Origin of the sequence: Novosphingobium resinovorum (assembly GCF_001742225.1) — a bacterium.
GTDB classification, from domain to species: Bacteria; Pseudomonadota; Alphaproteobacteria; order Sphingomonadales; family Sphingomonadaceae; genus Novosphingobium; species Novosphingobium resinovorum_A.
This window is the reverse complement of the sequence record NZ_CP017075.1, coordinates 693,844-712,552: the sequence shown is the minus strand read 5'-3', so window position 1 is coordinate 712,552 and position 18,709 is coordinate 693,844. Positions and strand designations below refer to the sequence as shown.

19 protein-coding genes are annotated in these 18,709 nt (G+C 64.5%); all 19 read right to left on the bottom strand.

The genetic code is table 11. The features are described 5' to 3' along the window. Window positions 1-129 precede the first annotated feature (129 nt). Genes trhO through BES08_RS03075 form a run of 19 tightly spaced genes read right to left on the bottom strand, consistent with a single transcriptional unit; the run spans window position 130 to window position 18,705 of the window. A complete protein-coding gene (gene trhO / locus BES08_RS03165; RefSeq protein WP_036522942.1) occupies window positions 130-1,086 on the bottom strand; it encodes an oxygen-dependent tRNA uridine(34) hydroxylase TrhO in 957 nt (318 codons plus the stop codon). Between the two features lie 38 nt (window positions 1,087-1,124). Next, window positions 1,125-1,415, bottom strand: a complete 291-nt coding sequence (locus BES08_RS03160) for a DUF1467 family protein (protein WP_036523404.1) — start codon at window positions 1,413-1,415, stop codon at window positions 1,125-1,127. A gap of 10 nt (window positions 1,416-1,425) precedes the next feature. Continuing rightward, entirely contained in the window at window positions 1,426-3,051 is a 1,626-nt protein-coding gene (locus BES08_RS03155; RefSeq protein WP_069707692.1) for a ribonuclease J, read from the bottom strand. Continuing rightward, entirely contained in the window at window positions 3,048-3,827 is a 780-nt protein-coding gene (locus BES08_RS03150) for a type III pantothenate kinase (RefSeq protein ID WP_036522935.1), read from the bottom strand. Before BES08_RS03150 ends, BES08_RS03155 begins: the two co-directional genes overlap by 4 nt. A 14-nt stretch (window positions 3,828-3,841) precedes the next feature. Beyond that, a complete protein-coding gene (locus BES08_RS03145; protein WP_036522932.1) occupies window positions 3,842-4,540 on the bottom strand; it encodes a biotin--[acetyl-CoA-carboxylase] ligase in 699 nt (232 codons plus the stop codon). Continuing rightward, window positions 4,537-6,000 (bottom strand): NADH-quinone oxidoreductase subunit NuoN, encoded by a 1,464-nt coding sequence (gene nuoN, locus BES08_RS03140; protein ID WP_036522929.1) that lies wholly within the window; start codon window positions 5,998-6,000, stop codon window positions 4,537-4,539. The genes BES08_RS03145 and nuoN overlap by 4 nt, the downstream gene beginning before the upstream one ends. Continuing rightward, complete coding sequence (locus tag BES08_RS03135; protein WP_036523402.1) at window positions 6,000-7,532, bottom strand: NADH-quinone oxidoreductase subunit M; 1,533 nt, start codon at window positions 7,530-7,532, stop codon at window positions 6,000-6,002. Before BES08_RS03135 ends, nuoN begins: the two co-directional genes overlap by 1 nt. 4 nt (window positions 7,533-7,536) lie before the next feature. Continuing rightward, window positions 7,537-9,648 carry an NADH-quinone oxidoreductase subunit L gene (nuoL, locus tag BES08_RS03130; RefSeq protein ID WP_069707691.1) on the bottom strand — a complete coding sequence of 704 codons (2,112 nt, stop codon included), beginning with the start codon at window positions 9,646-9,648 and terminating at the stop codon, window positions 7,537-7,539. A gap of 4 nt (window positions 9,649-9,652) precedes the next feature. Then, window positions 9,653-9,958, bottom strand: a complete 306-nt coding sequence (nuoK, locus tag BES08_RS03125) for an NADH-quinone oxidoreductase subunit NuoK (RefSeq protein ID WP_008833052.1) — start codon at window positions 9,956-9,958, stop codon at window positions 9,653-9,655. Next, window positions 9,955-10,572, bottom strand: coding sequence for an NADH-quinone oxidoreductase subunit J (locus BES08_RS03120; RefSeq protein WP_008833053.1), 618 nt, complete (start codon window positions 10,570-10,572; stop codon window positions 9,955-9,957). The genes nuoK and BES08_RS03120 overlap by 4 nt, the downstream gene beginning before the upstream one ends. 28 nt (window positions 10,573-10,600) lie before the next feature. Next, window positions 10,601-11,086 (bottom strand): NADH-quinone oxidoreductase subunit NuoI, encoded by a 486-nt coding sequence (nuoI, locus tag BES08_RS03115; protein WP_008833054.1) that lies wholly within the window; start codon window positions 11,084-11,086, stop codon window positions 10,601-10,603. Next, the gene (gene nuoH / locus BES08_RS03110; protein WP_008833055.1) at window positions 11,083-12,129 is read right to left on the bottom strand and encodes an NADH-quinone oxidoreductase subunit NuoH; all 1,047 of its coding nucleotides are present in this window, start codon (window positions 12,127-12,129) and stop codon (window positions 11,083-11,085) included. Before nuoH ends, nuoI begins: the two co-directional genes overlap by 4 nt. Continuing rightward, the gene (gene nuoG, locus BES08_RS03105; RefSeq protein ID WP_069707690.1) at window positions 12,126-14,144 is read right to left on the bottom strand and encodes an NADH-quinone oxidoreductase subunit NuoG; all 2,019 of its coding nucleotides are present in this window, start codon (window positions 14,142-14,144) and stop codon (window positions 12,126-12,128) included. The genes nuoH and nuoG overlap by 4 nt, the downstream gene beginning before the upstream one ends. Then, window positions 14,144-15,454 (bottom strand): NADH-quinone oxidoreductase subunit NuoF, encoded by a 1,311-nt coding sequence (gene nuoF / locus BES08_RS03100; RefSeq protein WP_036522913.1) that lies wholly within the window; start codon window positions 15,452-15,454, stop codon window positions 14,144-14,146. Before nuoF ends, nuoG begins: the two co-directional genes overlap by 1 nt. Continuing rightward, window positions 15,454-16,122, bottom strand: a complete 669-nt coding sequence (locus tag BES08_RS03095; protein ID WP_036522910.1) for a complex I 24 kDa subunit family protein — start codon at window positions 16,120-16,122, stop codon at window positions 15,454-15,456. The genes nuoF and BES08_RS03095 overlap by 1 nt, the downstream gene beginning before the upstream one ends. Then, window positions 16,115-16,318, bottom strand: a complete 204-nt coding sequence (locus BES08_RS03090; protein WP_008833059.1) for a hypothetical protein — start codon at window positions 16,316-16,318, stop codon at window positions 16,115-16,117. Before BES08_RS03090 ends, BES08_RS03095 begins: the two co-directional genes overlap by 8 nt. 22 nt (window positions 16,319-16,340) lie before the next feature. Beyond that, window positions 16,341-16,691, bottom strand: coding sequence for a nuclear transport factor 2 family protein (locus tag BES08_RS03085; RefSeq protein ID WP_036522908.1), 351 nt, complete (start codon window positions 16,689-16,691; stop codon window positions 16,341-16,343). Beyond that, window positions 16,688-17,893: an NADH-quinone oxidoreductase subunit D gene (locus BES08_RS03080; protein ID WP_036522905.1), complete on the bottom strand. Its 1,206-nt coding sequence runs from the start codon at window positions 17,891-17,893 to the stop codon at window positions 16,688-16,690. Before BES08_RS03080 ends, BES08_RS03085 begins: the two co-directional genes overlap by 4 nt. A 2-nt stretch (window positions 17,894-17,895) precedes the next feature. Further along, on the bottom strand, window positions 17,896-18,705 hold the full coding sequence (locus BES08_RS03075) for an NADH-quinone oxidoreductase subunit C (protein WP_036522903.1): 810 nt from the start codon (window positions 18,703-18,705) through the stop codon (window positions 17,896-17,898). Between the last annotated feature and the right edge of the window lie 4 nt (window positions 18,706-18,709).

Genomic DNA, 18,709 nt, shown 5'->3' with positions numbered 1-18,709 from the left:
AGTTTTCGTCATTGCAAGCATGGTGAAACAATCCAGGGCCGCGCTGAACCGCCCCGGCATTGTTTCACCATGCTCGCAATGACACAATATTAGGACGTTGCGGCAGATACCTCAGCCCTCTTCGCGGCCTTATTCGCCCCGATATACCGCCCCGACATGAGCCTCACCCCGCCGGGCAGCGAGCTTTTCCTGCCGTTCGCGTTCGCGGTAGGCGGCGCGCTGTTCCTCGGTACGCTCACCGTGACAGGCCGGGCAACTGACGCCAATCTCATAAAATTCCGAAGCCCGGTCTTCGGCGCTGATCGGGCGGCGGCAGGCATGGCATAGTTCATAGCTGCCCGGTGCCAGCCCATGGCCGATGGTCACCCGCTGGTCGAAAACGAAGCACTCGCCTTCCCACAGGCTCTGCTCCTCCGGCACGGTCTCCAGATACTTCAGGATGCCGCCCTTGAGGTGAAAGACGTCCTCGACGCCTTCCTGCTTGAGAAAGGCCGTGGACTTCTCGCAGCGAATGCCGCCGGTGCAGAACATCGCCACTTTCGGCGCCTTGCCCTGCCCGAGCAGCCGCTCGCGCTCGCTACGGAACCACTCTGGAAACTCACGGAAAGTCTTCGTGTGCGGATCGATGGCCCGCGCGAACGTACCCACCGCTACCTCATAGTCGTTGCGGGTATCGATCACGATCGTATCCGGATCGGCAATCAGCGCGTTCCAGTCCTGCGGCTCGACATACGTGCCCACGATCGCCAGCGGGTCGATGTCGGGCTGGCCCATCGTCACGATCTCACGCTTGAGGCGCACTTTCATGCGGTGGAACGGCATGTGCGGCGCGTCGGAGAACTTGACGTCCACGCCCTCGCAGCCCGGCAGCCCACGCACATGCGCCACGATCGCATCGATCCCCGCGTCGGTCCCGGCAATGGTCCCGTTGATCCCCTCACCCGCCAGCAGCAGCGTGCCGCGAATGCGGTGCTCATGGCACAGCGCCTCAAGCGGCGCTCTCAGCGCCGCCGGGTCGTCAAAACGGGTAAAGCAGTAAAGCGCCGCCACGCGCAGGCGCGGCGCGCTGGTATCCAGTGGTTCCATGGCGTGCCTCTAGCGCGGAACGGCGCCAAAGCCAAAGCTCAGTAGCCGAGATCCTTGACCGGCGGCGTCCCGAACAGGTTGACGTCGTCCACGGTGATCCACCCGTTCGCGTAATTGGCGTAGTAGAGCCCGAAAAGCACCACCGCCACGATGGTCGCCCGGCGCGCGACCAGCTTTGGGCGGAAGTTCACCGGCGCGCTGGTGGCGTGGCCCTTCTCGATGACATGGCCCTCCACTTCGTCCGGCGTGCGCAGGCCGACCGGGAGGACGATGAACGCGCTGAGCACCCAGAACAGGGCGTAGATCGCGATCATCGAGGTCCAGTTCATCGCCATCGCATCAATCCTCCAGCAACAGCACCTGCACTTGCGGCTTCTTGCCCGACCAGCGCGTCGCAGCGCGGCGAGCGGCAAGGCGCGCGGCTTCGGAGCGCGTATCGCGATCCGCCTTGCCCGCGCGCTTCAACGCCTCAGCAACGTCGCGCCTGGCTTCCTCGACGAACCCAGCGTAGTCCTCGTCGAGCGGCAGGCCCAGCGCCGAGATTTCGACCCTGCCCTCGCGATCCGCTGCCACTGAAATGACGCCGTTGAAGGCGATGCGGCGGCGCATGATGATCGCCTCGCCGTCAGCGGGCGCGATGATGTCGCCGTCGAGCACCAGACGGCCCGCGCGCACTTCGCCGAACTTGCCCGGGTGGTTGGGCGCGAGGCGCACGAGATCGCCGTTCTTCTGGAAAATCGCCTTGGGAATGCCGCTGGCGACGCCGAGACGTGCTTGTTCCTTCATGTGGCGGATTTCGCCGTGCACCGGCAGCAGGATCTGCGGCCGAATCCACGAATAGAGCGCTTCCAGCTCCGGGCGGCCGGGGTGGCCCGACACATGGATTTCGCTCTGACGATCGGTGACGACGATGACGCCCTGCTCGGCCAGACGGTTCTGGATGCGGCCGATCTGGATCTCGTTGCCGGGAATCTGGCGGCTGGAGAACAGCACGACGTCGCCCTTGTCGAGCTTGATCGGGTGATTGCCCTCGGCCACGCGGGCGAGTGCCGCGCGCGGTTCGCCCTGACCGCCGGTGGCGACGATCAGCACGTCGCCGCGCGGCAAGTCCATCGCGGTGTCGGGATCGACGAGGTCAGGCAAGTCCTTGAGATAACCGCAGGACTGGCCGGTCTGGATGATGCGGTCGAGCGAGCGGCCCGCCACGCACAGCTGACGGCCGGTCTTCTTCGCCACATCGCCCAGCGTCTGCAGGCGCGCGACGTTGGAGGCGAAAGTCGTCACCAGCACGCGGCGGCCCTTGTGCTTCTTCACTTCGGCCAGCAGGCCCCGGTAGACGTCACCCTCCGAACCCGACGCTTCCGGATTGAAAACGTTGGTGGAATCGCAGACCAGCGCGAGCACACCTTCGTCACCGATGGCGGTCAGTTCAGCCTGCGTCGCCGGGGTGCCGACTTGCGGCTCGTCGTCGAGCTTCCAGTCGCCGGTGTGGAAGATACGGCCATACGGCGTCTCGATCAGCAGCGCGTTGCCTTCGGCAATCGAGTGCGCCAGCGGGACGTAGCGGATGCCGAACGGGCCGATCTGGAAGTTCTCCAGGTCATCGACCACGTTGAGTTCGACCCGGTCGAGGATGCCCGCCTCTTCCAGCTTGGCGGCGACCAGCTTGGCGGTGAACGGCGTCGCATAGAGCGGCACGCCCAGTTCCTCGGCGAAGTACGGGACCGCGCCGATGTGGTCCTCATGCGCGTGAGTCAGGACGATGCCGAGCAGGTTCTCGCGCTCGTTCTCGATGAATTCGAGGTCGGCGAAGACCAGGTCGACGCCGGGGTATTCGTTACCGGAGAACGTCATCCCCAGATCGACCATCAGCCACTTGCCCTGACAGCCATAGAGATTGACGTTCATGCCGATTTCGCCCGAACCGCCGAGCGCACAAAATAGAAGTTCCTTACCGGGAATCACTTAGAAGCTGCCCTTTCGGCAATGATGGCGAGGCCGTCGATCGTGAGATCGGCGTCGACCGCGTCGAAGATATTGGTGGCCTCGTCGAACAGGACGGCGAGGCCGCCCGTGGCGATGACCTTGGCGGTACGGCCGATCTCGGCACGGATGCGGGCGATCAGGCCCTCCATCATCGCGACGTAGCCCCAGAAGACGCCGATCAGCATCTGGTCCTCGGTGTTGCGGCCGACGACGCTGGTGCTCTTGGGCGCCGCGATGGCGATGCGCGGCAGCTTCGCCGTATTGCCAACCAGCGCGTCGAGCGAGAGGTTGATGCCCGGCGCGATGATGCCGCCCTTGTAGGCTCCGTTGAAGTCTATCACGTCGAAGGTGGTCGCGGTGCCGAAATCGACGACGATGAGGTCGCCCGCATGCTTGTCGTGCGCGGCGATGGCGTTCACCGCCCGGTCGGCGCCGAGCGAACTGGGCTGTTCCACGTCAATGTCGATGCCGTACTCGGCCTTGCCCTGCCCGGCGATCAGCGGCTCGATCTCGAAGTAATGGCGCGCCAGTATCTCGAGATTGTGCAGCGCTCGGGGCACGACGGTGGAAATCACGATCTGCGTGACTTCCTGCGCCTTCACGCCGCGAATGGCGAGCAATTGCATCAGCCAGACGGCGTATTCGTCGCCCGTGCGGCGCGGGTCGGTGGCGATGCGCCAGCGGCCCTTGATCGTGCGACCTTCCAGCAGCGCGAAGACGACATTGGTATTGCCGGCGTCGATAGCGAGCAGCATGCTCTTTCAGTTCCTCATACGAGCAGGACGTCACCCGCGTGGATCGTCCGGATCGATCCGTCAAGCAGGGCGAGGCGGAGGTTTCCGTCCTCCGCCAGTCCCGCGAACGCACCTTCGACCGCGTCTTCACCGGGCGGAAGCACCCGAAGCGGGGTTCCCTGCGGGTGTGCCGCACTCTGCCAGCGACGCAGCAGCGGGGCAAGGCCGACCGAGCGCCAGCGCTGCAGTTCGGTGTCGAAGCTGGCTGCCAGCGCCTCGGCGAAGATATCGCGGCTGGGGGCCAGCTCGCCCAGCGCAGCGGTCCGGCGACCCGGGACTTCGGGCGCATGGACGAGGTTCACACCGATGCCGACGATGACCACGCCCGAAACCATCTCCAGCAGGATGCCCGCGACCTTGGCTTCGTGAAGCAGCAGGTCGTTCGGCCACTTGAGCATCAAGCCGGAACTGACGAAGCGGGACAGCGCCTCGTGAACCGCAAGGCCCGTCAGCAGCGCCAGCGTGGCAGGCGACGGGTCGCCCGGCGCGATGCGCACCACGGTCGAGCCCATGAAATTGCCCGCACCGTCATCCCAGACGCGGCCAAGACGCCCCCTGCCCGCATTCTGCCGGTCCGCAACGAGCCAGCGGCCCTCTGGCAGGTATTCACCGCCGGAGAGCCGCTGCGCGAGATCCTGATTCGTGGACCCCGTTTCTGCTACGATTTCGATCAAAGCGTGTGGAACAGCGCGGTCGCGGCAGTGTCCGTCAGGCCCTGCAGCCATCCGCTCAGCAGATAGCCCAGCGGCGAGATGAACAGGCAGGTCACGACCAGGATCGCCTTGTGCCACACGTCGCTCTTCCACTTGATGGCATCGACCGGCTCATCGAAGTAGATCACCTTGACGACCTTCAGGTAGTAGAACGCGCCGATCACCGAGGCCGCGAAGCCGATCGCCGCGAGCGGCATCATGTTCGCATCGACGGCAGCCTTGAACACCAGGAACTTGCCCCAGAAGCCGAACATCGGCGGGATACCGGCAAGGCTGAACATCACGAATGCCAGCGCAGCGGCAAGACCCGGACGGGTGCGCGAGAGGCCCGCGTACTGGCCGATTTCCTCGACGTTGTCGCCGTTCTCGTCCCGCAGCATCAGCACGGTGACGAAGCCCGCAACGGTCATCGCGACATAGATCACGAGGTAGAACAGCATCGCCGAAGCACCCTGCGGGTTCGCCGCAGCGAGGCCCACGAGGATGAAGCCGACGTTGTTGATCGACGAATAGGCCATCAGGCGCTTGATGTTCTTCTGACCGATCGCACCCAGCGCACCAACCACGATCGAGGCGAGCGCCACGAAGACGATGATCTGGCGCCATGCGTCCGACTGGTCGCCGAAGGCATCGAGCATCACGCGCATGGTCAGGCCGATGGCCGCGACCTTGCCCGAAGTGGCGAAGAACTTCGTCACCGGGGTCGGCGCGCCTTCGTAGACGTCCGGCGTCCACATGTGGAACGGCACGGCGCTGATCTTGAAGGCAAGCCCCGCCAGCATGAACACGATGCCGAACAGCGCGCCGTTGGACAGGCCACCGGCCAGCGCGGCGTTGATGCCCGCAAACGAGGTGGTGCCGGTGAAGCCGTAAGTCAGGCTCATGCCGAACAGCAGGATGCCCGAGGCCAGCGCGCCCAGCACGAAGTACTTGAGGCCCGCTTCCGCCGAGCGTCCGTCGGTCCGCACGAAGGCGGCCAGCACGTAGGCGGCCAGCGAGTTCATTTCGAGGCCGATGTACAGCGCCAGCAGATCGCCCGCCGACACCATCATGCCGCTGCCGACCGCCGCGAAGATCACGAGGATCGGGAACTCGGCCCGCATCGCGCCGAGGCGCTCGAAGAAGGCAGGCGCGACGACGAGCGTGGCGGCGGCCGAAAGGTAGATCAGGATCTTGCCGAAGGCCGAGAAGGCATCGGCGTGAACCTGGCCGAAGAACGCGGAGTAGTCCGGACCCATGTGCCCGCCGCACAGCGCGGGGGCAACGAGGAATGCGGCCCCGACCAGCGCCGTGACGGCAAGGATCGAGATCAGGCGGCTTGCCTTGTCACCGCCCCAGGCGGCGATCAGAAGCAGGATCAGACCTGCAATGCTCAGCGTTTCTTCCGGCGCGATCAGGCGCAGGGAGTGCGACCAGTCCATCAGTGTGACCCCCCATGCGCAGCGGCTTCTTCGTGCGCAGGCTTAGCTTTTCCAGGTGTAGGCGCGCTGTCGCCGGCCGGCTTGGCACGGGCGAGGCGCGCGTCGAGCGCGGCGATGTCGGCACGCATCGGAGCGATGAAGCTCTCGGGATACACACCCATCCACAGCGCGGCGAGCGCGAGCGGGATGACCATCGCCAGTTCGCGGGCGTCGAGGTCGGGCATCGCGGCAGCATCGGCGTTCTTCTGCTCGCCGAACACGACCCGGCGGTAGAGGTACAGCATGTAGGCCGCGCCCAGGATGATGCCGGTGGTGCAGATCAGCGCCGTCCAGGTCGAGACCTGATAGATGCCGCCGAGGCTCAGGAATTCGCCGACGAACCCGCTGGTGCCCGGCAGGCCGATCGAGGCCATCGTGAACAGCAGAAAGAACACGGCGTAACGCGGCATGTTGATCGCGAGGCCGCCGTAACGGCTGATCTCGCGGGTGTGCAGGCGATCATAGATGACGCCGACGCACAGGAACAGCGCGCCTGCGACCAGACCGTGGCTGAGCATCACCAGCATCGAGCCTTCGAGGCCCTGCACGTTGAAGGCGAACAGGCCGATGGTGACGATCGCCATGTGCGCGACCGACGAATAGGCGATCAGCTTCTTCATGTCGCTCTGCACCAGCGCAATCAGCGAGGTGATGACGACGGCGGCCATCGACAGGCCCCACACCAGAGGTCCGAAATAGACCGAGGCTTCGGGGAACATCGGCAGCGAGAAGCGGATGAAGCCGTAGCCGCCCATCTTCAGCAGCACGCCCGCCAGGATGACCGAGCCGCCCGTCGGCGCCTGAACGTGCGCGGCGGGAAGCCAGGTGTGGACCGGCCACATCGGCATCTTCACCGCGAAGCTGGCGAAGAAGGCGAGCCACAGCCAGGTCTGGACATGCGGGTCGAAGTCGTAGGCCATCAGCGTCGGGATGTCGCTGGTCCCGGCCGTGTGGACCATCCACAGCATCGCGACGAGCATCAGCACCGAGCCGAGCAGCGTGTAGAGGAAGAACTTGTACGAAGCGTAGATGCGGTCCGCACCGCCCCAGATGCCGATGATGAGATACATCGGGATCAGACCGGCTTCGAAGAACATGTAGAACAGGTACATGTCCTGCGCCATGAACACGCCGAGCATGAACACTTCGACGAGCAGGAAGGCGGCCATGTATTCGCCCACGCGCTTCTCGATCGAGCGGCTCGCGCCGATGCAGATCGGCATGAGGAAGACCGAGAGCATGATGAGCAGCAGGGCGATGCCATCGATGCCGAGGGCGTAAGAGAAGCCCGAGAAGATGTTCAGGCGCTCGGTGAACTGCCACTGGGCGCCGCCCACGTCGAAGTTCATCCACAGGGCGATGCCGAGGACGAGATCGACGAGGGTTGCGAGCAGCGCGACGGTGCGCGCCGCTTTCGCTTCGAGGAAGAGGCATGCCAGTGCGCCGAGGAGCGGCACCAGCAGCATCAGGCTGAGGATCGGAAAACCAGTCATCATCTTATCCCGCGATCACCCAGCTGATGGCGCCGACAAGGCCCAGCAGCATGACAAGAGCGTAGCTGTAGAGATAGCCCGATTGGACTTTCTGCGCGTAAGTCGAACCCCTGGCGACGACAGCCGCCGCACCGTCGGGACCGAAGCGATCGATCACGCCGATGTCGAGCACCTTCCAGAACACGCCGCCCAGCCAGAAGGCAGGCTTGACGAAGATCGTGTTGTAGAGCTCGTCGAACATCCACTTGCGGTAGACGAAGGTGTGGACCGGGCCGAGTTGGTCGGCGACCGCCTTCGGGAACGCGGTGTTCTTGATGTAGCCGTACCAGGCGGTGACGAAGCCGATGGCCATGACCGTGAACGGCGCCCACTTCACCCACATCGGAACGCCGTGCATGGCGTGGATCAGGTGCTCGTGGAAGACCAGGGCGCCCTTCCAGAACTCGCCCTCGCCTTCGGAGACGAAGGCGTGGTTGAAGACGAAACCGGCAGCTACAGCGCCGACCGACAGGATCAGCAGCGGCAGCAGCATCACCAGCGGGCTTTCGTGCGGGTGATAGCCACCCGTGCCGTCGCCATGGTCGCCATAGTCCGGACCGCGCATGCCGAGTTCGGCAGGTGCGTGGGCGTGGTCATCATGCGCCGCATCATGAGCGTGGTCATCGTGACCGTGCGCGTCGTGGGCATGATCGTCATGACCGTGGCCATGGGCGTCATGCACAGCGTGCTGGACGTGCTCCGACTGGTTCCAGCGCGGCTTGCCGAAGAAGGTCAGGAAGACCAGGCGCCACGAATAGAAGCTCGTCATGAGCGCGGCGAAAATGCCCATCCAGAAGGCGAACGTGCCGACCTGGCTGCCCGAACCGAAGGCCGCTTCGAGGATCGCGTCCTTCGAGTAGAAGCCCGCGAAGCCGATCACGCCGGCAATGCCGACACCGGTGATGGCCAGCGTACCCGCCGTCATCGTCCAGAAGGTGATCGGGATCTTCTTACGCAGACCGCCGTAGAAACGCATGTCCTGCTCGTGGTGCATCGCGTGGATGACCGAACCGGCGCAGAGGAACAGCAGGGCCTTGAAGAAGGCGTGCGTGAACAGGTGGAACATGGCCGCACCGAACGCGCCCGAACCGGCCGCGAAGAACATGTAGCCCAGCTGCGAACAGGTCGAATAGGCGATGACGCGCTTGATGTCCCACTGCGTGCAGCCGATCGTGGCGGCGAAGAAGCAGGTGCAGGCACCGATCACGGCGACGACGTGCATCGCGGTCTCGCTCTGCTCGAACATCGGCGAGAGACGGCAGACCATGAAGACGCCCGCGGTGACCATGGTGGCCGCGTGGATCAGCGCCGACACCGGGGTCGGGCCTTCCATCGCGTCGGGAAGCCAGGTGTGCAGGCCAAGCTGCGCCGACTTGCCCATCGCGCCCACGAACAGCAGCAGGCACAGCACCGTCATGGTGTCGAACCGGTGGCCGAGGAAGCCGATGGTGGAACCGGCCATCGTCGGCGCGGCGTGCAGGATCTCGGGGATCGAGACCGTGCCGAACACCAGATAGGTGCCGAAGATGCCGAGCATGAAGCCAAGGTCGCCCACGCGGTTGACCACGAAGGCCTTGATCGCGGCGGCGCCGGCCGAAGGCTTGCGGAACCAGAAGCCGATCAGGAGGTACGAGGCAAGGCCCACGCCTTCCCAACCGAAGAACATCTGCACCAGGTTGTCCGCCGTCACCAGCATGAGCATGGCGAAAGTGAACAGCGAGAGGTACGCGAAGAAGCGCGGCTGATCCGGCTCCTCGCTCATGTAGCCCCAAGAATAGAGGTGCACGAGCGCCGAGACCGAGGTGATGACCACGAGCATGACGGCGGTGAGCGTATCCACGCGCAGCGCCCAGTCGAAGGTCATCGTGCCCGAGGCCACCCACTTCAGGACCGGGAAGACGCTGGCTTCAGCGCTGCCGGTCAGGAAGGCAATGAAGATCGGCCAGGACAGGCCGCAGGCGATGAACAGCGCGCCGGTCGTCAGCACCTTGGGCACGACGAAGCCGAGCGACTTGTTCGCGAACCCGGCAAGGATCGACGCCAGCAGCGGCAGGAAGACGATGAGGTAGATCGACACGGACTTACCCCTTCATCCGGTTGACGTCGTCGACGGCGATGGTGCCGCGGCCACGGAAGTAGATCACGAGGATAGCAAGCCCCACTGCGGCCTCGCCCGCAGCCACCGTCAGCACGAACATGGCGAAGATCTGGCCAGTCAGGTCGTGCAGGAAGGCGCTGAACGCGACGAGGTTGATGTTCACCGCAAGCAGGATCAGTTCGATCGACATCAGGATGACGATGATGTTCTTGCGGTTGATGAAGATGCCGAGGACGCCGAGCACGAAGAGGATCGAGCTCACGACCACGTAATGTTCGACGCCGATCACAGCGAGACCCCCTTGCCGATTTCAGGCTTGACGTTGACCGTCGCGTCCTGCGGACGGCGCTGGTTCTGCTTGCTGATCTTCTGGCCGCGCGTGTCGTTACGCTGGCGATGGGTCAGCACGATGGCACCGATCATGGCGACGAGCAGGATGACGCCCGCTGCCTCGAACAGGAACAGGTAGCGGCTGTAGAGCAGTCCGCCGATCGCCTCGATGTTCGAGAGACCCGCAGCCGTTGCAGCAGTACCATCCGGCGTGCCCAGTTCCAGGTTACCGGCGCGGTAGGCACCGATGCCCAGCACGATCTCGGCCAGCAGCACGATGGCCACCAGCGCCCCGAACGGGAAGTAGCGGACGAAACCGGCGCGCAGTTCGGCGAAGTCGATGTCGAGCATCATGACGACGAACAGGAACAGCACCGCGACCGCACCGACGTAGACGATGACCAGCAGCGCCGCGATGAACTCGGCGCCGGTCAGCACCATCAGGCCGGCGGCGTTGAAGAACGCCAGGATCAGCCAGAGCACCGAATGCACCGGGTTGCGCGAGAGGATGGTGATGGCGCCGGAGGCCACCGTCATCACCGCGAAGAGGTAGAAGGCGATAATATGGATCATGGGAAGCCCGTTTCCTTGCGCGCGCCGGTTAACGGTACGGCGCGTCGGCTTCAAGGTTCGCGGCGATAGCACGCTCCCACTTGTCCCCGTTCGCCAGCAGCTTGGCCTTGTCGTAGAGCAGTTCTTCGCGCGTTTCGGTCGCGTATTCGAAGTTCGGCCCTTCGACGATGGCATCGACCGGGCAGGCTTCCTGGCAGAAGCCGCAGTAGATGCACTTGGTCATGTCGATGTCGTAGCGCGTGGTGCGGCGCGAACCGTCGACGCGGGGCGCCGCCTCGATGGTGATCGCCTGCGCCGGACAGATCGCTTCGCACAGCTTGCAGGCGATGCAGCGTTCCTCGCCGTTGGGATAACGGCGCAGGGCGTGCTCACCACGGAAGCGGGGCGAAAGCGGGTTCTTCTCGAACGGGTAGTTGATCGTCGCCTTGGGCTTGAAGAAATACTTCAAGGTCAGCCAGTGCGCCTTCACGAACTCCCAGAGCGTGAAGCTCTTGATGAGGTATGCGACGGTCATGCGAAGTGTCCGGTAGCCATGAGGTAGCCGCTGACGATCACGACGAAAGCGAGCGAAACGGGGAGGAAGACCTTCCAGCCCAGGCGCATCAGCTGGTCGTAACGGTAACGGGGCACCGTCGCCTTGACCCAGCTGAATACGAAGAAGAAGAAGAAGATCTTGAGCAGGAACCACACGAAGCCCGGGATCAGGTACAGAACCGGGATATCGAGCGGCGGCAGCCAGCCACCCCAGAACAGCGTCGCGTTGAGCGCGCACATCAGGAGCACGTTGGCATATTCACCCAGCCAGTAGGCGGCGAAGGCCATCGACGAATATTCGGTCTGGTAACCGGCGACGAGTTCGGATTCCGCTTCGGTAAGATCGAACGGCGCGCGCTGCGTTTCCGCAAGGCTCGACACCAGGAACATCACCCACATCGGGAACAGCAGCGGGTTCGCGACGAAGCCGTTGATGATGCCGAGGACGTGGCCCTTCTGCGCGAGGACGATGCCGTTCATGTTGAACGTGCCCGCCCACAGGACGACGCAGATCAGGATGAAGCCGATCGAGACTTCGTAGGAGATCATCTGCGCCGAAGCGCGCATCGCCGAGAAGAACGGGTACTTCGAGTTCGAAGCCCAGCCCGCCATGATCGTGCCGTAGACGCCCAGCGAGCTGATCGCGAGGACATAGAGCAGGCCGATGTTGATGTTGGCCAGGATCGCGTTCGAATTGAACGGGATCACCGCCCAGGCCATCAGCGCCACGGTGAAGGTCACGACCGGCGCGATCAGGAAGATGCCCTTGTTCGCGGCCGAAGGGATGATGGTTTCCTGCAGGAAGACCTTCAGGCCATCCGCGAAGGACTGCAGCAGACCGAACGGGCCGACCACGTTGGGACCACGGCGCAGCGCCATGGCGGCCCAGATCTTGCGGTCGACGTAGATGATCATCGCGACGGCCAGCATCAGCGGCAGCGCGATCAGCAGGATGCCGCAGATCGTCGAGAGCAGCCATGCCCCCTCGAAAGGCATCCCGAGGGACTGGAAGAACGAAGTCATTCCGCGGCCTCCGCGAACTCTTCACCGTGCAGCAGCTCGGCCGAGCAACGCTGCATCGTCGCGCTGGCGCGCGCGATCGGGTTGGTCATGTAGAAGTCCTTGATCGGATAGGCGATCGCGCCCGAAGCCGAACCGCCACCCGCCGGGAGCGCAGCGCCGTAGTCGGCCAGACCCTCGACGCCGAGCGCCGGGACCGAGGCGACCATGGCGGCGCGAAGCTGGTCGAAGCTGTCGAAGCCAACCGAGACGCCGAAGGCGTCGGCCAGTGCGCGCAGGATCGTCCAGTCCTCACGCGCGTCGCCGGGCGCGAAGACGGCCTTGTCGGCGAACTGCACGCGGCCTTCGGTGTTGACGTAAGTGCCGGCCTTCTCCGTGTAGGCCGAGGCGGGCAGGATCACGTCGGCAGCGTGCGCCGCCTTGTCACCGTGGTGACCGATGTAGACGATCATCGAGTCTGCGAACCTGGTGTAGTCCACTTCGTCGGCGCCGAGCGAGATCAGCACCTTGGGCTTGGCGGCGGCGAGGTCGGCGATGCCGCCCTTCTGCGCGTAGCCCAGCATCAGGCCGCCCATGCGCGAAGCGGCCATGTGCAGGACGTTGAAGCCGTTCCAGGCGGTGCCGTCTTCCAGAGTGCGGACAAGGTTGAACTGGCCTGCAAGAGCAAGGCCGGCTTCCAGACCGCCACGGCCGAGAGCCGCGCCGCCCAGGATCACCGCCGGGCGCTTGGCGCCCGAAAGCGCCTCCGCGACGTGGCCCGGCAGGTTGCCGATCAGCGAGAGGTCTTCGCCGAGGAACTCGCCGCCGAAGGTGGTTTCCCACTCGGGACCGATCAGGAACACCTTGGCGCCGCGCTTCACGGCCTTGCGCAGACGGACGTTGACCGTCGGCGCTTCCCAGCGAACCATCGAGCCGACGATCAGGATGGCATCGGCCGTCTCGATGTCGTTGAAGGTGGTGTTGAAGTTGACGGCGGCCAGGCTCGACGTATCGTAGTCCATGCCGGTCTGGCGACCTTCGAGGAGGGTCGAGCCGAGCGCACCGACGAGCGCCTTGGCGGCGAACATCGTCTCGCAATCGACCATGTCGCCCGCGACAGCCGCGATCGAGGCGCCGGGGTTCAGGGTCGACAGCGCGGCGAAAGCCTCGTTCCAGGTGGCCTGGACCAGCTTGCCGTCACGGCGCAGGAACGGCTTGTCGAGGCGGCGCTTGGTCAGGCCGTCGACCTGGAAGCGCGCCTTGTCGCTCAGCCATTCCTCGTTCACGTCGTCGTTGTTGCGCGGAAGTGCGCGGAGCACTTCGCGGCCGCGCGCGTCGATGCGGATGTTGGCGCCGGTCGCGTCCGAAACGTCGATCGAGAGCGTCTTCTTCAGCTCCCACGGACGCGCTTCGAACGCATAAGGACGGCTGGTGAGCGCGCCGACCGGGCAGAGGTCGATCACGTTGGCCGACATCTCGTGATGCGCGGCCTTCTCCAGATACGTGGTGATCTGCATCGTCTCGCCGCGATAGAGCGCGCCGATCTCGTCCACGCCGGCGATCTCTTCCGAGAAGCGCACGCAGCGGGTGCAGTGGATGCAGCGCGTCATCGTGGTCTTGATGAGCGGGCCCATGTACTTCTCGGTCACCGCGCGCTTGTGCTCGTGATACCGCGAACCGCCGCGACCGTAGGCGACCGACTGGTCCTGCAGGTCGCACTCGCCGCCCTGATCGCAGATCGGGCAGTCGAGCGGGTGGTTGATGAGAAGGAATTCCATCACCCCTTCCCGCGCCTTCTTGACCATTTCGGAGTCCGTGCGGATCTCCTGGCCTTCGGTGGCGGGAAGCGCGCAGCTTGCCTGCGGCTTGGGCGGTCCGGGCTTCACTTCGACCAGGCACATGCGGCAGTTGCCGGCGATGCTCAGGCGCTCGTGATAGCAGAAGCGCGGGATTTCCTTGCCGGCGAGTTCGGCGGCCTGCAGCACGGTGGCGCCTGCAGGAACGTCGATCTCGACGCCGTCTACTTTTACCTTAGGCATTATTCTGCAGCCTCTTGCAGCGAGCCGTGGCGCGCTTCGATACGGCGCTCGATCTCGGGACGGAAGTGCTTGATGAGGCCCTGGATCGGCCACGCGGCTGCGTCGCCGAGCGCGCAGATGGTGTGGCCTTCGACCTGCTTGGTGACCTGCTGGAGCATGTCGATTTCCTCGACATGCGCGTCGCCGGTGCGCAGGCGTTCCATCACGCGCCACATCCAGCCGGTGCCTTCACGGCACGGCGTGCACTGGCCGCAGCTCTCATGCTTGTAGAAGTACGAGAGGCGCGAAATGGCGCGGACGATGTCCGTGGATTTGTCCATGACGATGACGGCGGCGGTGCCGAGGCCCGAGCCGACCGCCTTGAGGCCGTCGAAGTCCATCGGCGCGTCCCAGATGTCGGCCGAGGGCACCAGCGGCACCGACGAACCGCCGGGGATCACCGCCAGCAGGTTGTCGCGGCCGCCGCGAATACCACCGCAGTGACGCTCGATCAGTTCGCTGAACGGGATCGACATCTCTTCCTCGACCACGCAGGGACGGTTCACGTGCCCGCTGATCTGGAAGAGCTTGGTGCCCTTGTTGTTCTCGCGCCCGAAGGAAGAGAACCACGAGGCGCCGCGACGCAGGATGGTCGGAGCCACCGCGATCGATTCCACGTTGTTCACCGTGGTCGGGCAGCCGTAGAGGCCCGCGCCGGCCGGGAACGGCGGCTTCAGGCGGGGCTGGCCCTTCTTGCCTTCGAGGCTTTCGATCATCGCGGTTTCTTCGCCGCAGATGTAGGCGCCGGCACCGCGATGGACGAAGACGTCGAAGTCGTAGCCCGAACCCGCCGCGTTCTTGCCCAGCAGGCCCGCCGCATAGGCTTCCTCACGCGCGGCGAAGAGCACTTCGGCCTCGCGGATGTATTCGCCGCGGATGTAGATGTAGGCTGCCCGCGCACCCATCGCGAAACCGGCCACCAGAGCGCCTTCGAACAGCAGGTGCGGATCGTGGCGCATGATCTCGCGGTCCTTGCACGAACCCGGTTCGGATTCGTCCGCGTTGATGACCAGGAAGCTGGGCTTGGGGTTGCCGTTCTGGTCGAGCGGCGGCTGCTTGGGCATGAAGGACCACTTCATGCCGGTGGGGAAGCCCGCACCGCCGCGACCGCGCAGACCCGATGCCTTCATCTCGTCGATGATGGCGTCACGTCCGCGCGCGATCAGGTCCTTGGTGTTGTCCCAGGCGCCGCGCGCCTGCGCTTCCTTCAGGTTCCACGGCTGGAAGCCGTAGAGGTTGGTGAAGATGCGATCCTTATCGAGGAGAGCCATTACCACTCGCTCCGATAGTCATGGTTTTCGGTCATCATGGCGACGAGGTTGGTCGGCTCACCCACCGGTTCCACGGTGTGACGGGCCGGGTCCTGCGTGCCCGCCTTCGGCGTCTCGCCGCGCGCCAGTGCGTCGAGCACGGCGTTCAGGCGGTCCGAGGTCAGGTCCTCGTAGTTGTCGTCGTTGATCTGGACCATCGGGGCCGAGGCGCAGTTGCCCATGCACTCGACTTCGGTGAACGACCAGAGGCCGTCTGCCGAGATGTGGCCCTTCTTCATGCCGCGCGACTTGCAGGTCGCCAGCAGATCGTCCGAACCGCGCAGCATGCACGGGGTGGTGCCGCAGACCTGCACGTGGAAGCGGCCGATCGGCGCGATGTTGTACATCGTGTAAAACGAGGCGACCTCGACCACGCGGATGATCGGCATGTCGAGCTCAGCCGCGACATATTCCATCACCGGGATCGGCAGCCAGCCCTGCGTGTTCTCTTCGGCGCCGACCTGGCGCTGGGCAAGGTCGAGCAGCGGCATCACCGCCGAGCGCTGACGCCCTTCGGGATAGCGCGCGACGATGTCCTTGGCCTTGGCGGCGTTCGCCTCGGTCCAGGCAAAATTACCCCAACGGGCCCGCAATTCGGGCGTATCGGGTTCGATATAGCGGTCAGCCATGCTTACCTCTGCGCTTCAGCCACTGATCCTGGCCGAAAAAGAAAATCTCGAAGCCGCCGATGGCAGTCGCCAGCATGGCGATCATCGGCGAGGGAGCGATCCCGAGCCAAAGAACGACGAAGTAGAGCCCGACGAGGAACAGACCCGTGAGGGTCGCCCAGATGCGGATCATTTCTACAGTGTTGAACTTCGTCACAGGTCCCACCCCTTTGCGATCATCAACGAATGAATTCGACGCGCGAACACTTGTCGCCTTCGAAGCTGTAGACCGCGATCACGTCGAACGGGTCCACGAGTTCCGAACCGTCGCTCGCAGGGCCGCGCGTCACGTGCTCGCGCATCAGCACGTAAGCGCCGATCTGCGAGGCTTCGACGATCTCGGCCTTGTTCTGCGGCCACTTGGCGAAAGCGGCGGCGAGGCCCGAGCGGGTGCCTTCCTTGCCTTCGCGCACTACGGCGCCACGATAGTTCGCTTCGCAGGCATCATCGGTCATGTACGAAACGTACGTGTCCACGTCCTGCGCGTTGTAGGCCGCGATCATGGCCTTTGCGGTGTCCAGGTTGCTCAACGGTCGCACTCCCCGAACACGATATCCATGGCGCCCAGGATCGCCGTGGCGTCAGGCAGCATGTGACCCTTGGACATGAAGTCCATCGCTTGCAGGTGACTGAACGCGGTCGGGCGGATCTTGCAGCGGTAAGGCTTGTTGGAGCCGTCCGAGACGAGATAGACGCCGAATTCACCCTTTGGGCTTTCGGTCGCGACGTAGACTTCGCCCGCCGGGACGTGGAAGCCTTCGGTGTAGAGCTTGAAGTGATGGATCAGCGATTCCATCGAGCTCTTCATCTCGGCGCGCTTGGGCGGAACCACCTTGCGGTCGGTGGAGGCCACCGGACCTTCGGGCATCTCGCGCAGGCACTGCTTCATGATGCGGGCCGACTGGCGCACTTCCTCAGCGCGGCACATGAAGCGGTCGTAGCAGTCGCCGCTGGTGCCGACGGGAACCTCGAAGTCCATGCGGTCATAGACGTCGTAGGGCTGCGCCTTGCGGATATCCCAGGCGATGCCCGAACCGCGGATCATCGGGCCGGAGAAGCCCCATGCCAGCGCGTCTTCCTTCGATACCGTGGCGATATCGACGTTGCGCTGCTTGAAGATGCGGTTGTCGGCGACGAGGCTCAGTGCATCCTCGAACAGTTCCGGCAGGCGCGTGTCGAGCCAGTCGGCGATGTCGGTCAGCAGCTTGAGCGGCACGTCCTGATGCACGCCGCCGGGACGGAACCAGGCCGAGTGCATGCGGGCGCCCGAGGCGCGCTCGAAGAAGTTGAGGCAATCCTCGCGGATTTCGAACAGCCACAGGTTCGGCGTCATCGCGCCGATGTCCATGATGTGCGAACCCATGTTCATCATGTGGTTGCAGATGCGGGTCAGCTCGGCGAACAGCACGCGAAGGTACTGGGCGCGCAGCGGAACCTCAAGGTTCAGCAGCTTCTCGATCGCGAGCACATAGGAGTGCTCCATGCCGAGCGGCGAGCAGTAGTCCAGGCGGTCGAAGTACGGCAGCGCCTGGAGGTAGGTCTTGTGCTCGATCAGCTTCTCAGTGCCGCGATGGAGCAGGCCGACGTGCGGATCGATCCGCTCGATGATCTCTCCGTCCAGCTCCATGACCATGCGCAGAACGCCGTGGGCCGCCGGGTGCTGGGGACCGAAGTTGATCGTGTAGTTGGTGATGACCTCGTCGCCGGTGGTGGGCGACTGTTCAAGCAGCATGCTCACTTGGCGTCTCCCTTGTCCGGACGGCTTTCGGTTTCCTTGGGCGCCTCAGGGGCCTTCCCGTCTTCGGTCTTGGCCGGAGCGGGCGCGGATTCCTTTTCGGCGGCCTTTTCGTTCGCCTTGTCACCGGCGCCGGTATCGGCCTTGCTCTCGGTCGCCTTGGGCGTCGGAGCGGCGGCCGGGGCTGCGGGCGCAGGCGCCTTCTCGTCACCCGGCAGGATGTAGTCGGCGCCTTCCCACGGGCTCATGAAGTCGAACTGGCGCAGATCCTGCGCGAGGCTGACCGGCTCGTACACAACGCGCTTGTCCTCTTCGGAATAGCGCAGTTCCTGGTAGCCGGTGAGCGGGAAGTCCTTGCGGAACGGGTGACCCTCGAAACCGTAGTCGGTGAGGATGCGGCGCAGGTCCTTGTTGCCGGCGAAGATCACGCCGTACATGTCGAACACTTCGCGTTCCAGCCAGCCGGCGTTCGGCCACAGCGTGGTGATCGTAGGGACCGGGGTGTGCTCAGCCGCCGTCACCTTCGCCATGATGCGATGGTTCTTCGTGACCGAGAGCAGCATGTAGACGACTTCGAAACGCTCAGGACGCGACGGATAGTCGACGCCGGCGATTTCCATCATCTGCTGATATTCGTGATCGTCGCGCAGGATGCGCAGCGCGTTCTCGATCTCGTCACGCGCGATGGTGAGCACGATCTCGCCATGCTCCTCCTTCGCGGAGACGAGCTTGGGGCCCAGCGCGGCGACGAGAGCGTCGAGGACGCCCTCGTTCGAGGCGATCTTCGGAGCGGAATGCAGAACGGGCATCTGG